Source organism: Pseudarthrobacter sp. NamE2 (genome assembly GCF_005796205.1).
Classification (GTDB): Bacteria; Actinomycetota; Actinomycetes; order Actinomycetales; family Micrococcaceae; genus Arthrobacter.
The window spans coordinates 31,768-47,193 of the sequence record NZ_VAHN01000015.1; the positions used below are offsets into that span (position 1 = coordinate 31,768).

12 protein-coding genes and 1 tRNA gene are annotated in these 15,426 nt (G+C 66.5%); 7 read left to right on the forward strand and 6 right to left on the reverse strand.

Annotated features, from left to right (window positions below; translation table 11 throughout):
* Window positions 1-53: 53 nt before the first annotated feature.
* Entirely contained in the window at window positions 54-3,086 is a 3,033-nt protein-coding gene (locus FDW83_RS15870) for a glycoside hydrolase family 38 C-terminal domain-containing protein (RefSeq protein ID WP_138139050.1), read from the forward strand.
* A 330-nt stretch (window positions 3,087-3,416) separates the two neighbouring features.
* Here the strand turns inward: FDW83_RS15870 and FDW83_RS15875 are convergent, their stop codons facing one another.
* A complete protein-coding gene (locus tag FDW83_RS15875) occupies window positions 3,417-4,154 on the reverse strand; it encodes a hypothetical protein (RefSeq protein ID WP_138139051.1) in 738 nt (245 codons plus the stop codon).
* Window positions 4,151-4,888 carry a hypothetical protein gene (locus FDW83_RS15880; protein ID WP_138139052.1) on the reverse strand — a complete coding sequence of 246 codons (738 nt, stop codon included), beginning with the start codon at window positions 4,886-4,888 and terminating at the stop codon, window positions 4,151-4,153. Before FDW83_RS15880 ends, FDW83_RS15875 begins: the two co-directional genes overlap by 4 nt.
* A 236-nt stretch (window positions 4,889-5,124) precedes the next feature.
* On the opposite strand from FDW83_RS15880, the gene FDW83_RS15885 reads away from it, so the two are divergent.
* The gene (locus FDW83_RS15885) at window positions 5,125-6,780 is read left to right on the forward strand and encodes an ABC-F family ATP-binding cassette domain-containing protein (protein ID WP_138139053.1); all 1,656 of its coding nucleotides are present in this window, start codon (window positions 5,125-5,127) and stop codon (window positions 6,778-6,780) included.
* 46 nt (window positions 6,781-6,826) lie between these two features.
* The gene (locus FDW83_RS15890; RefSeq protein ID WP_138139054.1) at window positions 6,827-8,740 is read left to right on the forward strand and encodes an ABC transporter ATP-binding protein; all 1,914 of its coding nucleotides are present in this window, start codon (window positions 6,827-6,829) and stop codon (window positions 8,738-8,740) included.
* On the opposite strand, the gene FDW83_RS15895 is transcribed toward FDW83_RS15890, so the two are convergent.
* From FDW83_RS15895 to FDW83_RS15905, 3 genes are all read right to left on the reverse strand, one after another.
* The gene (locus FDW83_RS15895) at window positions 8,737-9,180 is read right to left on the reverse strand and encodes an NUDIX domain-containing protein (RefSeq protein WP_138139055.1); all 444 of its coding nucleotides are present in this window, start codon (window positions 9,178-9,180) and stop codon (window positions 8,737-8,739) included. The genes FDW83_RS15890 and FDW83_RS15895 overlap by 4 nt on opposite strands.
* Window positions 9,177-9,653, reverse strand: coding sequence for a DUF6314 family protein (locus FDW83_RS15900; protein WP_171027589.1), 477 nt, complete (start codon window positions 9,651-9,653; stop codon window positions 9,177-9,179). The genes FDW83_RS15895 and FDW83_RS15900 overlap by 4 nt, the downstream gene beginning before the upstream one ends.
* 1 nt (window position 9,654) lies before the next feature.
* Window positions 9,655-9,727, reverse strand: a tRNA-Arg gene (locus tag FDW83_RS15905).
* Between the two features lie 81 nt (window positions 9,728-9,808).
* On the opposite strand from FDW83_RS15905, the gene FDW83_RS15910 reads away from it, so the two are divergent.
* The gene (locus tag FDW83_RS15910) at window positions 9,809-10,594 is read left to right on the forward strand and encodes a DUF998 domain-containing protein (protein WP_138139056.1); all 786 of its coding nucleotides are present in this window, start codon (window positions 9,809-9,811) and stop codon (window positions 10,592-10,594) included.
* Here FDW83_RS15910 and FDW83_RS15915 read toward each other — a convergent pair.
* Window positions 10,563-11,192: a hypothetical protein gene (locus FDW83_RS15915; RefSeq protein WP_138139057.1), complete on the reverse strand. Its 630-nt coding sequence runs from the start codon at window positions 11,190-11,192 to the stop codon at window positions 10,563-10,565. The genes FDW83_RS15910 and FDW83_RS15915 overlap by 32 nt on opposite strands.
* 31 nt (window positions 11,193-11,223) lie before the next feature.
* Here FDW83_RS15915 and FDW83_RS15920 point away from each other — a divergent pair, with 31 nt between their 5' ends.
* The 3 genes from FDW83_RS15920 to FDW83_RS15930 all read left to right on the forward strand — a co-directional run bounded on the left by FDW83_RS15920 (window position 11,224) and on the right by FDW83_RS15930 (window position 15,395).
* Window positions 11,224-12,054 (forward strand): inositol monophosphatase family protein, encoded by an 831-nt coding sequence (locus FDW83_RS15920; RefSeq protein ID WP_138139058.1) that lies wholly within the window; start codon window positions 11,224-11,226, stop codon window positions 12,052-12,054.
* A 96-nt stretch (window positions 12,055-12,150) separates the two neighbouring features.
* Window positions 12,151-14,688: a DNA helicase PcrA gene (gene pcrA / locus FDW83_RS15925; protein WP_370281353.1), complete on the forward strand. Its 2,538-nt coding sequence runs from the start codon at window positions 12,151-12,153 to the stop codon at window positions 14,686-14,688.
* Window positions 14,689-14,696: 8 nt separating this feature from the next.
* Window positions 14,697-15,395 carry a hypothetical protein gene (locus FDW83_RS15930; protein ID WP_138139060.1) on the forward strand — a complete coding sequence of 233 codons (699 nt, stop codon included), beginning with the start codon at window positions 14,697-14,699 and terminating at the stop codon, window positions 15,393-15,395.
* The last annotated feature ends 31 nt before the right edge of the window (window positions 15,396-15,426 follow it).

Consider the following 15,426-nt stretch of genomic DNA (forward strand, 5'->3'; position numbering starts at 1 on the left):
TTATCCATCGACTGGACACGATGGTCCATTTCTCACTCTAAAGAAGGCACACATTGCACGACGACCGCCGCATCACGGAAGTCCGCCTCGAAAGGTTCGTGCGCGAGCGCATCATCCCCGCCGTCTACAGCCGGACCCTTCCCCTTGCCTTGAGCAGCTGGGACGTGCCGGACGAACCCGTGCCCGCACTGGAGGCGATGAGGCAGGAATTTGCACCGCAGGAGCACGGCGCACCGTGGGGAAAGCCGTGGGGCACCAAGTGGCTCCGCCTGCAGGGTGAGGTTCCCGAGTCGTGGGGCACGGAGCCTGACACCACTGTGGAAGTGGTGGTGGACCTCGGCTTCACCATCGAGACTCCCGGATTCCAGTGCGAGGGCATCGCCTGGCGTCCAGACGGTACCATCATCAAAGCTGTTTCGCCGCGGAACCAGTACATCCCGCTGAAGCTGCTGGGCGGTGGCATGGCCGTAGACTTCTACGTGGAAGCGGCCGCCAACCCGGACGTTGCCCAGGGCTGGACCTTCGCCGCAACGCCGTACGGGGACAGGTCCACCGCCGGTACCGCCCCGCAGTACCGGCTGGGCACCATCGCCATCGCGGAACTGAACCAGAACGTGTGGGAGCTCCAGCAGGACGTCTGGACCCTGGCGGGCCTGATGGAGCAGCTGCCGCTGGAACTTCCCCGCCGGCACGAGATTCTGCGGGCGCTGGAACGCATGATGGATGTGATGGATCCGGAGGACGTTGCAGGAACAGCTGCCGCCGGCCGCGAAGAATTGGCCGGAGTTTTGGCCCGTCCTGCCTATGCATCCGCGCACCAGTTGGTGGCCACGGGGCATGCCCACATTGACTCCGCGTGGTTGTGGCCGGTCCGGGAGACGATGCGCAAGTGTGCCCGGACCTTCTCCAACGTGGTGTCCCTGATGGACGAGAACCCGGACTTCGTCTTCTCCTGTTCGTCCGCGCAGCAGTTCGCGTGGATTAAGGAGTTCTACCCCGAGCTGTTCAGCAGGATACGGGAGAAGGTGCGCTCCGGTCAGTTCGTGCCCGTAGGCGGCATGTGGGTGGAATCCGACACCAACATGCCCGGTGGTGAAGCTATGGCCCGCCAGTTCGTGGAGGGCAAGGGCTTTTTCATCAAGGAGTTCGGCGTCGATTGCCAGGAGGCCTGGCTGCCAGATTCGTTCGGCTACTCCGCGGCGCTCCCGCAGATCGTCAAGTCCGCCGGAAGCCGGTGGTTCCTGACCCAGAAGATCTCCTGGAACCAGACCAACAGGATGCCTCACCACACCTTCAACTGGGAGGGCATCGACGGCACCCGCCTCTTCACGCACTTCCCGCCGGTGGATACCTACAACTCGGAGCTCAGCGGCCGCGAGCTTGCCCATGCCGAGCGGAACTACCGTGACCACGGCCGCGGCACCGTCTCGCTGGTGCCCTTCGGCTACGGCGACGGCGGCGGCGGGCCCACCAGGGAGATGCTGGCCGCGGCAGCCAGGACAGCCGATCTCGAAGGTTCGCCCAAGGTCCGGATCGGATCTGCGGAGAGCTTCTTCCTGCAGGCCGAGCAGGACTACCCGGCGTTGCCCGTCTGGGTCGGGGAAATGTACCTGGAACTCCACCGGGGTACCTACACCAGCCAGGCCCGGACCAAGAAGGGCAACCGGCGCAGTGAGCACCTGCTGCGTGAGGCCGAACTGTGGTGTGCCACGGCAGCGGTTCGGGCGGGCGGCGCGTTCGCCTACCCGGCAGCCGAACTTAAGCGTCTGTGGCAGCTGGTCCTGTTGCAGCAGTTCCATGACATCCTGCCCGGCAGCTCCATCGCCTGGGTCCACAAGGATGCCGAGCGCAACTACCAGGCCATTGAAACGGCACTGGAATCGATCATCGGCCAGGCTGCGGCCGCGTTCCTTGGCGAGGGGGACCGGCAGTTCCTCCTTAATGCCGCTCCGCATGCCAGGCGCGGCGTGCCGGCGCTCGCGGCAGCCGCGCCCGCTGTGTCTTCCCAGGCCGTCCGGGCCACCGCGGAGGCGGGTGGCTACATCCTGGACAACGGGGTCATCCGTGTGGTCCTGGATTCAGACGGGCTGATCGCCTCCCTGATGGACCAGGCCAGCGGCCGCGAAGCGATCGCGCCCGGCCAGCGCGGCAACCTGCTGGAGCTGCACCGCGACACGCCCAACGAGTGGGACGCCTGGGACGTGGACGAGTTCTACCGGCGCTCCGTCACACCCCTGACCAGCGCCACTACTGTACGCCTGGAAGAGCAGGACGGCGCCGCCGTCGTTATTGTGGACCGCCTGGCCGGAAGCTCGCCGGTGACCCAGCGTCTTGTTCTCGAGCCCGGCAGCCCCTCACTGGCCATCACAACTTCGGTGGATTGGCAGGAACGCGAAAAGCTGCTCAAGCTGGGGTTTGCCCTGGACATCCGTGCGGACCGGTCGGCATCGGAAACGCAGTTCGGCCACGTTTTCCGGCCCACGCACACCAATACGTCCTGGGAAGCGGCCAAGTTCGAAATCTGCGCCCACCGGTGGATCCACGTGGGCGAACCCGGCTACGGCGTGGCGGTTTCCAACGCGTCCACCTACGGGCACGATGTCACCAGGAACGTCAGGGAGTCCGACGGCGGGACGACCACCACGGTGCGCCTGTCCCTGCTGCGTGCCCCCAAGTTCCCCGATCCTGAAGCGGACCGCGGACTGCATGAGCTGACTGTCACCATCCGGCCGGGCGCCGATATCGCCGCAGCTGTCGAGGAGGGGTACCGGACCAACCTGGCGCCCCGCCTGGTCCGCGGCGCCGCGCCGGCTGAACCGCTGTTTGCAGTGACCAATGCCGCGCTGGTGATCGAGGCAGTAAAGCTTGCCGAAGACGGGTCCGGGGATGTCATCGTCCGGCTGTACGAGTCACTTGGGCAGCGGTCATGCGGACGGATCATTGCCAACTTCCCGGCGGGGGCCGTCCGTACCGTTGACCTGCTGGAACGCGATGTTCCGGCGCCCGGAGTGGAGCCGGCTGCGGACGGTGCCGACCTGCTGCTCCGTCCGTTCCAGCTGGTCACCCTGAGGTTCCCCCGGCGCTAACCCCTTGGAGTTTTTGTCCGGAAATGCCGGCTTCCGTGGCCCGGAAGCCTGAGTAGCTGGACAAAAACTCCGGAGCGGGTGAGGTAGCCGGGCGAACCCGGCCATGGGAAAAAGCCGCCAAAGAAATACAGCGTCCAGGAAAAACTGCCGTTAAAAGGCTGAGTGGGGGCGGTCCCCAACGGCCGCCACCACTCATCCCCCCAATGTGTGCAAAGGCCCCCGAAGCTGGCGGGCGTTCAAGAATTTATCCCCGTTCGTAAACGTGCCGCGCTCCACCTTCACACATTCATGATTGTTTCATATTCTAATGAAATTGTGAAAGCGGCCAAGTTACTTTTCGGTAGATGTCTTTCGGGCAGCTGTATTCCCGCCATTTTTTACCCTCGCCGCCCAGATCAACGCCAGGCCGATCATGAAGCAGAGCACCGCGGTGTAGTTGATAACGAACTCCAGGGAATCCCAGGATCTGGGGAAGACGGGGAACAGCAGGGAGAGCGTGATGGCTACTCCGCCGATCGCCAGCAGCCCGGCGGCCATCCGTATCAGGACGGGCAGCGTGCTCCGCACAGCGACGATCATCGCCGGCAGCAAGGCCAGGGAAACGAAGGCGGGGTACGCGCGCCCGGCCGCGCCATAGTATTCGACCAGAACCCCGTTGCGGGCGTTCATCCTTGCCGGACCTACCAGCCCCGCGGACGACCCGGCGGTGTCCATCATGACGAACACAGCCACCATGACCACGGAAATCACCAGCAGGACAGCCATGCCGGCCCTTCCGGTGATTAGCCGGTATGCGCCCTCGGCGCCAAAACCCCTGGTGACCTTTACGCCCAGAACGTAGATGGTGGCGAAGATGACAAAGCGGAGCAGCAGGTTGGCGAGGTTGATCCCGCCCAGCGCCTGGTCGATGGCCACGTAGGGCGCCTCGATGCTGAGCAGGATGGCGAGGGTCATCAGCGTGAAGATGTAGAACAGGGACCTGTTCTCGCCCCGCAGCGCACTGGGTATGCGGGCGATGGCGATCAGTGCGCAGATAGCCAGTGTGCTCCATTGAAGGACTGCAATCATCCCAGGTTCTCCCAAATCTTTTCCGTTTGCGCCTGGTCTTGTTCCTGGCGACGCAATACTTTACCCATAGCCTGCAGCCGGTCCCCGGCCAGCGCGGTGAGATCACCGTCGGACAGGCCGTCCAGCGCGGACTGCCGCGCATCCGCTGGCCAGCCGGCCTCTTCTTCCGTCACCAGTCCGGAGGCAACGAGGCCGTTCGCCAGCCCCACGCCCGCCGCCCGCGACGTGGCGAGGGCGAGTTCTGCGGAAAGCCGGTTCGCCGTCAGCTGTGCCGAATAGTTTTGGGGTGCCACGCCGGTGGAGGCTGAGACGCGGTGCCGCACTTCGCCGTCGTCGATTGCATCCACCCAGTTCTTGACCGAGGTGGCGTGCGGCGCAGGCGTGAGCGCCGGCGGGCGTGCGGGGGACGTCTCACCGGGGCACATCGCCGGGCGGGCCAGCAAAGCCCGCATCAGGTCCTGTGTTGAGATCTGGCTGATCAGTTCGCAGCGGGTGGGCGGCTGGAGCGGGCCTGCCAGCTCGCGGTACTCCTCAAAGCAGGACAGCGCCGTGAGGGGGTTGATGTTGTATGCGCGGGCGATGCTGACCACCGTGCTTACGGAAACTTTGCCCCTCACCAGTTGCTGCGCGAGCGTAGTCCGCTTGATCCCGGAGACCCTGCAGACATCTGCTGTGCTGGCATCAGGGGCGATGCCTTGCAGCCAGCGCTGGAACGCCTTGGCGGGAAGGGTCATGAAGTGCTCTCTGCAGAACGGTTGCTTGTGATGAGTTTAGCGCGCCGCATTCCGGCCGATTTTACCGGCGGCATTGTTTCGACTATGCTTGATGGTCGAGCCCGTTGGTCCGAACACCCCCCAAGTCCGGACCAGCGGGTTCTTCTATGCCCACGCTCCGGCCGCTTTGCCGCTCCTGCAGGCAACCCCGGCATATCCCGGCAGTAGCCGGGTCCGCACGGTGAAAGGATCGATCCATGACAGCAACACTGGTTGCCAAGGACCTCGCCGGCGGCCATGACCACCGGCAACTGTTTACCGGGCTTTCCCTGACCGTGGCCCCGGGCGACGTTGTAGGGGTGGTGGGTGCCAACGGTGCCGGCAAGACCACCCTGCTCCGGCTCCTCGCGGGCGCGGACCAGCCGCAGGAGGGCACTGTCAGCCTCGCACCGGCTGATGCGTTTGTAGGTTGGCTGCCCCAGGAGCACGAGCGGGTGCCCGGAGAAACGGTGGCAGCATACATCGCTCGCCGCACAGGCTGTGCACAGGCAACAGCGGACATGGAAGGGACGGCGGAGGCGCTGGGCAGCGGAACCCCGGGCGCTGATGACGCCTACGCCCATGCCTTCGACCGCTGGATGGCCTCTGGCGCCGCGGACCTCGACGAACGCATCCCCGCGGTCCTGGCGGACCTGGGCCTGGACGCCGGTCCTGACGCTCCCATGACCGGGCTTTCCGGCGGCCAGGCTGCCAGGGCGGCCCTTGCCGCCCTGCTTCTCAGCCGCTTCGACATTGTGCTTCTGGATGAGCCCACCAACGATCTGGATCTGGCCGGCCTGGCCCGTCTGGAGGATTTCGTCAAGGGGCTGCGCGGCGGCGTGGTCCTGGTCAGCCACGACCGCGAGTTCCTTGCCCGCTGCGTCACCACCGTGGTGGAACTGGACCAGGCGCAGAACGCCATTGCGGTGTACGACGGCGGCTATGACGCCTACCTGGAGGAGCGCGCCGTTGCGCGGCGTCACGCACGCGAGAGGTACGAGGAGTTCGCTGCCACCAAGGCCGACCTCGTCTCCCGCGCACGGACACAGCGGGAGTGGAGCTCGCAGGGCGTGCGGAATGCGATGCGGAAAAACCCGGACAACGACAAGATCCGGCGCGCCGCCAGCGCCGAGTCTTCGGAGAAACAGGCCCAGAAGGTCCGCCAGATGGAGTCCCGCATCGCCCGGCTCGAGGTGGTGGAGGAGCCGAGGAAGGAATGGCAGCTCCAGTTCTCCATCGGCAAGGCTCCCCGCTCCAGCTCCGTGGTTGCCACCTTGCGTGATGCCGTTGTGCAGCAGGGCAGCTTCACGCTGGGCCCGGTCAACCTGCAGCTGAGTGCCGGGGAGCGGATTGGCATCACCGGACCCAACGGGGCGGGCAAATCGACGCTGCTGCGCCTGCTCCTGGGCGTCACCGCGCCGGATTCCGGCAGCGCATCGATGGGCGCATCCGTAGCCGTTGGGGAAATTGACCAGGCACGGGCCCTGCTGGCCGGGCACCTGCCCCTCGCGGACGCCGTCGGAAATGTCCTGGCGGATCTGTCCCCGGCAGAGGTCCGCACCCTGCTTGCCAAGTTCGGCCTGAAGGCCGACCACACCGGGCGGCCGGTTGATTCCCTCTCGCCCGGGGAACGCACCCGGGCCGCGCTGGCGCTGCTCCAGGCCCGGGGCGTGAATTTGCTGGTCCTGGACGAACCAACCAACCACCTCGACCTGCCGGCCATCGAACAGCTCGAAGAAGCGCTGGACAGCTACGACGGTGCACTGCTCCTGGTGACCCACGACCGAAGGCTGCTGGAGAACGTGCGCCTGGATGTACGTTGGAACGTGGACAACGGCGCGGTCACCGAACATCACGCAGCAGGCGGCGTATGAACCGGATAGCCGGACAGGGCAGAACTTCGAGCGCGGAGCTAGATCGATGAGCATGGACCGGGTTGCCTGGAGCTCCCTTCACACCATCACCAGGGCAAAGAGCGGTACCAGGCCGTTTTCCAAGGCCACCCTCAAGCGTGTCCTGGGGTTCGCCCGGCCGCACCGCGTGAAACTCCTCGCCTTCATGGCACTGTCCGTGGCGCTGGCATTCCTGGCTGTGGCCACGCCGGTGTTGGCGGGGCAGGTGGTGGATGCCATCGTGGCGCGGGCAGGCGCCGACGAGGTGGTGCGGCTGGCGGCGCTGATCGCCGTCGTTGCCGTAGCTGAAGCAGGGCTGGGCATGGTCAACCGCTGGCTCTCCTCCACCATCGGCGAGGGCGTGATCCTGGACCTGCGCACCCGGGTCTTCGACCATGTGCAGAAGATGCCGATCGCCTTTTTTACGCGGACCCGGACCGGTGCCCTGGTCAGCCGCCTGAACAACGATGTCATCGGCGCCCAGTCGGCGTTTGCCGGGACCCTGTCCGGGGTGGTCAGCAACGTGGTGGCCCTCATCCTCACCCTTGCGGTCATGCTGGGCACCTCGTGGCAGGTGACAGTCCTGGCCATGGTCCTGCTGCCGGTGTTCCTGTTTCCCGCCCGGCGGATAGGTTCCCGGCTGGCGGGGCTGCGCCGCGAAGCCGCAGAGCACAACGCCGCCATGGCCACGCAGATGACCGAGCGCTTTTCCGCGCCCGGCGCCACCCTGGTCAAGCTCTTCGGCAGGCCCGCGGAGGAGTCCCGCGAGTTCGCCGTCCGGGCAGGACGTGTCCGGGACATCGGAATCCGGACGGCGATGCTCCAGTTCACGTTCGTGACGGCGCTGACCCTGGTGTCCGCCCTTGCCCTGGCGCTGGTCTACGGCCTGGGCGGCTGGCTGGCCATCACAGGGCAGCTTGCAGCCGGTGACGTGGTGGTCCTGGCCCTGTTGCTCACCCGTCTCTACGCTCCACTCACCGCGCTGTCCAACGCCCGGGTGGAAATCATGAGCGCCCTGGTCAGCTTCGAGCGGGTGTTTGAAATCCTGGACCTCGAGCCCCTGATCCGGCAGAAGCCTGACGCGGTGCCGGTTCCGGCAGGGCCCGTGTCCGTGGAGTTCGACGACGTCCGCTTCGCCTACCCCTCCGCGGACAAGGTCTCCCTGGCCTCGCTGGAGGAAGTGGTCACGCTGGATACGCGCGGCGGCGAGGAAGTGCTGCACGGCATCAGTTTCCGGGTCGAACCGGGACAGACGGTAGCCCTGGTGGGGTCCTCCGGCGCCGGCAAGTCGACCATCGCGCAGCTGCTGGCCCGGCTGTACGACGTGGACTCCGGTGCCATCCGGCTTGGCGGGTCCGTCCCCGGCACCGGCCTGGACCTGCGGGACGCGACGTTCGATTCCCTGCGGGACACGTTGGGCATGGTCACCCAGGACGGCCACCTTTTCCACGAAACCATCGCCTCAAACCTCCGCCTGGCCAAGCCGGACGCCACCGAGGAGGACATGTGGGACGTCATCCGGCAGGCACGGCTGGAAACCATGATCCGGTCCCTGCCCGACGGGCTGGACACCGTGGTGGGGGAGCGCGGCTACCGGCTCTCCGGCGGAGAGCGGCAGCGCCTCACCATCGCCCGGCTCCTGATCGCGCATCCCCGGGTGGTCATCCTTGACGAGGCCACGGCAGCGTTGGACTCCACGAACGAGGCCGCGGTGCAGGCGGCGCTCGGCGCCGCGCTCGAGGGGCGGACCGCCGTCGTGATCGCCCACCGGCTGTCCACCATCCGCGCCGCGGACGCCATCCTGGTGGTGGAAGAGGGCAGGATCGTGGAGCGCGGAACCCACTCGGAACTCCTGGCTGCCGAGGGCCGTTACGCGGAGCTCTACAGGACCCAGTTCGCCGAGGCCAGCGCCGTGGCGCGCGAGGCCGTTCCGGAACCCTAGGAGTCCGCGCCTGCCGCCCGGACGCCGCGAGCGGCGTCCAGTTCGGGGAGGATATGCTGCGTCAGCAGCGGGGCGAGGTCCGGAGGGAAGGCACCGCTGCGGGAAAGATCCTCCAGGTCCAGCCACCGGATCTCCGCGATCTCCGCCGACGGGTGCGCCTGCCAGGTGCCGGGGGCGCGGAACACTGTGGCTTCGATGTCCGTGGCGGCCTCATTGGCGGCGTCGGCAATCCAAACGCCCATCAGCTCCAGCTCCCGCGAATCGATGACGATGCCAACTTCCTCTGCCAGTTCCCGGGCCGCTGCCTGCACTGCCGTCTCACCCGGTTCAGGCTTGCCGCCGGGGTGCATGAACATGCCGGTGCCGCGCTTGCGCACGGTCAGCAGGCGGCCTCCGGCGTCGAAGACGCAAACCGCTGACACCACAATGCGCGCCTTCACGCCGTGGTCCTCGTCAAACGCGACGTCAGCAAAAGGTCCTTCCGCGGTCCCGTCACGTCCCAGCTGTAGCTGAAGCGGTCCGGGCCTTCGCAGGTGTAGGCCACACGGTAGGTATCGGGATCGCACCAGTGGTTGTCACGGTTCACCTCCGCCGCGAAACTCATCCGGTGGAAGGGACGCCCGTCGGGAAAGAACACGTCCAGGGCATCGGGCTGCCCGGAAGGCCGCAGCAGGTATTCACGGGTGGCGGGGCCGGTGAAGGAGGGCCAGCGCATCGTGCCCTCTTCGCGGAGGGCCAGGCCGCCGTCGTCGTCCGGTATCAAAAGTACGACGCCGGAAAAGGTTCCGCGGGTGCCGTCCCCCCGGTCCAGCAGGTCCCTTTCCACGGTCCAGCGGCCGGCAGGCACTGGATCGTCTGCACCGGCGCCGAGGAGGTAGGCGCGGAGGTCGAACTGCGGGGAAGAAGCGCTCAAGTGCCCTCGATTGGATTCGAACCAACGACACCGGCTTTAGGAGAGCCGTGCTCTATCCACTGAGCTACGAGGGCGGGCATCCGGGAATCGGCAAGCCGCTCCGGCCGGAGACCGTTACCAGCATACAAGGTGCGGGGCGGTACTACGCTCAAGGCATGAGCGCAGCACCGTCCGCCACCCCTGCGGTGGCCTTCATTCCGGACACCGCATCCACCCGGCAGTACATCGGGGCGTGGTCCGTGCTGAGCGTGCTGCAGTATTTTGCGGCCGAAGCGGCGGTGATCGGCGCCTGGGCAGGTCCCCGGGCCTACGACCTGCGCACCGGCTACATCAGCGACCTCGGTGCCCTGTACTGCGGCATATTCGACGGCCGGGACGTCTGTTCTCCACTGAACTGGCTGATGAACATCTCCTTCGTGGTCCAAGGGTTGGGCATGGTGCTGGGCGCGCTCCTGCTGGGCTCCGGCCTGCTGTGCGTCGCGGCGCGGGCTGGAGCCCGCGTTGAACCCGGCCGCCGGAAACCGTGGCTGGCAGCCGTCTGGGTGCGGCTGCTAACGGGAACCGCCGGTGCCGGCACTGTGATTGTGGGGCTGGTGCCCGAGGATGTGGGGTCGGGCTGGCACTTCGCCGGCGCCGTGATGTACTTCCTGGCGGGCGCAGCCGCGCTGCTGGTGCTGGGCATCCTGTGGCTGCGGAAATCCCGGATGGCCTGGTTCATCCTTGTGTGCGGCGGCGTCTCGCTGGCGGCGCTGGTCACGGGCGGCGTGACGGGGATGGACGTACCGGAACCGGGCACGCTGGAGCGCCTGATGGCCTACCCGGTGACGGTGGGCATGGCCACGGCCGGCCTGGTGATCGCACAGCGCGTGCACCGGCACCGGAAGCAGCTGCGGGCCGCGGCAGCCGGCGTCAACCAGCCGCCTTTTTCCGCCGGGCGCTAAGCAGCACGGCTCCCGCTCCGGCGAGCAGGCTCAGGACCAAGAGGATCCAGCCTGCGACGGTGAGGCCGGACGCCAGTGCCACCTGGCCGGCGTCGGGCCCCTCGGAAGCCATCATGCCGTCAATGGCCCCGTTGCCCCACAGCCTGACTACCACGAACAGCAGCGGCAGCGCCCACAACGCCCAGCGCAGAGCTTTCCGGGCAACATTCGTCCCGATCAGCAGGAGCCACGTAAAGCCGAAAATCAACGGAAAGAGCGTCCCGGCGGTTTTGTGGACGTAGTTCAACTGGCCGCGTGCCTCGCTGTTCATCGCGGCCTGGAGCTGGCCGACGTATCCGGGGTCGAATCCGCCGAACAGTGAGTCCGGCATGGCTAGCCCGCCGGACAGCTGTGTGAGCTGGTCCATGGTCAGCAGGTGCAGGTACCAGAACAGGAACAGGCTGGCCACCACGCCTGCGATCACAATAAGGTTGCTGTTGCTCTGCGCCTTCTCCGGTGTGCGCGCCGTGGTGGGGTTGATGACCGGCGGCAGATTGTGCTGCGGCACAACCGCCTTCGCGCCGTGCTTCTTGATCCGCTGGGCAGGGGTTTTGGCCATGGCACCATTATTCCGCCCATACACTGAAACCATGACCATTGGCCGGCACAGCGCCGTTGAACTTGACCCCGCATTGGACGACCACCAGCTCGCGGCGGCCCTGGTCCGCGAAGCCGGACAGCTGGCGCTCCTGATGCGGATGGCAGGGCTGCAGTCACAGCAGAAAACCTCCATCTCGGACGTGGTAACAGCCGCCGACCATGCCGCCGAGGCCTATGTCCTGGAGCAGCTGCAGCGCTGCCGCCCGGAGGACGGCATCCTGGGCGAGGAGGGCGCGTCCGTCCAGGGCAGCAGCGGCCGGACCTGGGTAATCGACCCCGTCGACGGCACCTACAACTTCCTGCACGGTTCCACCTACTGGTGTTCCGCCATCGCGCTCAAGGACGGCTCCGATGTGCTGCTCGGCGCCATTTTCCAACCGGAGGAAAACAAGCTGTGGGTTGGTGGCCGCGGCCATCCGGCTTCCCTCAACGGGGAGCGGATCACCGTTTTCCGGGACAACAGGGGCGAGCGGAACGCCACGGCCGTTGCCGAACTGGGCGCTGCCACCTACATCCATCCCGCCTGGCTGATGGACCCGTTGTGCGCCATGCCCTGGCATGCGGCAGCAACATCCGCCGCCGCGCTGCGCATGCTCGGTTCGGGGTCATGCGACCTCGGCCGGGTGGCGGACGGACAGCTTGGCTGCTGGTTCCAGCACAGCTGCCCGGAATGGGACTGGCTGCCCGGCAAGGCAATCGTCCGGGCCGCGGGCGGCGCCGTGGATACCGTCCGGGTGAACGGGCTGGAATGGTTTATGGCAGGAGGCACGACGGCGGTGCGTGAGCTGCGTGCCGCACTCGAGTCCGGATCGGTTGCCTAGGAAATTTTCCGTCAGCAGGCGAGGTGCTGCGTGGCGTAATCCACAGGCCGCACGTGCCTGTCGGTCCCACCGCCTAAACTTGTAGCCATCATGGATATGTTGTTTGACCCGTACTCCGACGGACCGTTCAAGGCTGCTCCCGCGTCGGCCGCCCGCGCAAAGGCGGGCCCTGACGCCGTGGCCACCGCGGCCGGCCCGGGCGGCAGCACTCCATCCGAAATCCCGGCGGACAGCCGGACTGGCAGCCGGAACGAAGGGCATGCACACGCGACCGCGCAGCCCGAAGGGCAGCGCCACCACGGGCGGCGGCCGGACGTCTCCCAGCTCCTCGAAGGGCTCAACCCGCAGCAGGAGGAAGCGGTCAAGCACGCCGGGTCCGCGCTGCTGATCGTGGCCGGCGCGGGGTCGGGCAAGACCCGCGTGCTCAGTAACAGGATCGCCTACCTGATAGCTACCGGCAGGGCGCACCACGGCGAGATCCTGGCCATCACGTTCACCAACAAGGCCGCTGCGGAAATGCGGGAGCGGATCGAGGCGCTGGTGGGCGGCCGGGCCAAGATCATGTGGATCTCCACCTTCCACTCGTCCTGCGTGCGGATTCTGCGCCAGGAGGCCGCCAACGTCGGGCTGAAATCCAACTTCTCCATCTACGATTCCGCGGACTCGCTCCGGCTCGTCACCCAGGTGTCCAAAGCCTTGGACCTGGATCCCAAGAAGTTCCCGCCCAAGTCCATCCAGCACAAGATTTCCGCGCTGAAAAACGAACTTGTCGACGCTGATTCCTTCGCGTCTGCGGCCAACTACAACGATCCCTTTGAGCAGGCTGTTGCAGACGTGTACAAGGGCTACACCCAGCGGCTCCGCCAGGCCAACGCCATGGACTTTGACGACCTCATCGCCGAGACCGTCTACATGTTCCGCGCTTTCCCGGCGCTCGCCGAGTCCTACCGGCGCCGGTTCCGGCACGTCCTGGTGGACGAATACCAGGACACCAACCACGCCCAGTACGCCCTGGTCCGCGAGATCGTGGGGGAGGGGCCGGGAGCCTCCGAGCTCACCGTGGTGGGCGACTCGGACCAGTCCATTTATGCCTTCCGCGGCGCGGACATCCGCAACATCGTGGAATTTGAAAAGGACTACCCCGAGGCCCGGACCATCAAGCTCGAGCAGAACTACCGCTCCACGCAGAACATTCTCAGCGCAGCCAACTCGGTTATCTCCCGCAACCCCAACCGGCCCGAAAAGCGGCTCTGGACCGCGGAGGGCGAAGGCCACAAGATCATCGGCTACGTGGGCGAAAACGAGCACGACGAAGCCCAGTTCATTGCCAAGGAAATCGACCGGCTTCAGGACGAGGACAACCTCCGCCCGGGCGACGTCGCCATTTTTTACCGCACCAACGCCCAGTCGCGCTCCATCGAGGACGTGCTGGTCCGGGTGGGCCTGCCGTACAAGGTGGTGGGCGGCACACGCTTTTACGAGCGCAAGGAAATCAAGGACGCCCTGGCTTACCTCCGGGTCCTGGTGAACCCGGACGACGACGTCAACCTCCGCAGGGTCCTCAACGAACCAAAGCGCGGCATCGGCGACCGGGCCGAAGGAGCCGTAGCGGCCCTCGCGCAGCGTGAGCGGATCTCCTTCATGGCCGCTGCCCGCCGCGCCGAGCAGGCGCCCGGAATGGCCACCCGCTCCGTTAACGCTGTCCTCGGCTTCGTGAAGCTGCTGGACGATCTTGCGGAGGTGGCAGCCGGCTCCGGCGCTGCAGCCGCCCTGGAAGCAGTCCTGGAACAGACCGGGTACCTTGCAGCGCTGCGCGCCAGCACGGATCCCCAGGACGAAAGCCGCGTGGAGAACCTCGCGGAACTTGTCGCCGTCGTCCGGGAATACGAACGCGACAACCCCGAAGGGTCGCTCGAAGCATTCCTCGAGCAGGTGTCCCTCGTGGCCGACGCCGACCAGATTCCCGACGCACCGGGCGCTGACGTCGACGCCGCCGTCGCCGAAGCGAAGCGGCTGGGCGTCGTCACCCTGATGACTCTGCACACCGCCAAGGGGCTGGAATTTCCCGTGGTGTTCCTGACGGGAATGGAGCACGGGCTCTTCCCGCACCAGCGATCCGCCACGGACCCCAAGGAACTTGCCGAGGAACGCCGGCTTGCCTACGTGGGCCTCACCCGCGCCCGCAAGCGGCTGTACGTCACGCGTTCCGAGGTCCGCAGCATGTGGGGCCAGAGCCAGTACAACCCCGCCAGCCAGTTCCTGGAGGAGATTCCGGCAGAACTGATGGAATGGAAGCGGGAAGGCACCAGCAGGCAGGCGGCCTGGGGGAGCAGCAGCGGCTCCATCGGATCCGGCCGTTACAGCGGATCGTTCTGGGGCGCCGGGACGGCCCGCGGCTCCGCCGCGGGGTTCGACGCCGACGTTCCCGCGGTCATCGCCCGGAACCGGGTGCAGCCGCAGAAGGAGATCATCGCGGTCAGCGTGGGGGACAAGGTCAACCACACCAGCTTCGGCAACGGCACCGTCATCGGTTTGGAAGGCGTTGGGGACAAAACGGTCGCCAAGGTGAAGTTCGACGCCGGCGAAAAGCGCCTGCTGCTGCGCTACGCACCGCTCACCAAACTCGACGCCTAGGCCGGCACATGCGACGAACTTTACGGGGGACGCTCGCCGCCCTTTTCCTGCTGGCCGCAACGGGATGCAGCGTCACCGCGGAGGACCCCGGATATGTGCCCCCACCCCCGATGCCACCCCTGGAGCAGCTGGAGAAGGCGGCGCTCGCCGATCCCAGGGATTTTGCCAACGGCACGGATGTCCTTTCCTTTGTCACCGAGGACCGGGCGGTGGCTTGCTCCCTCACTTCAGCACGCGGGGAACACCTGAACCTCCCGTATGAGACCAACAGCTTCAGCGACGCAGGGAACAACAAGCTGGCCACCGTTCCCGTGGCCCATTGCCAGCTCGGCACCTACCCCGAGCCCTCCGCCGGGGACGTCGGGGACGACTGTGCGGGCACGAACCTTGGCTATCTGGGCGGCGTCGCCCTGCTGACGCCGGACAATGCCACGTACGGCGGCTGCCGGTCCGGCGTCACGGAAATGGAAGCAACGTTCGGCCCGGCCGGAAGCAAAGCAGGTCCAATCGCCCAGCTGCCCGTCCTGGCAGACGGGCAGAACCTCGAACGCAACGGCTTGAGGTGTTCGGCCTACAACGGTGGGGTGGCGTGCGGAAACGTCTCTGCCGGCGTCGCATTCTTCGTCTCGCCGGAACGTTACGAGCTGCTCCACGGGCAGGCCGGGGGTGCCGCGACGGCGCCGGCGGAAGCCCCAAAAACCCCGTAAATCCGCGGTTTTTCTACGCCTCATAGAATAG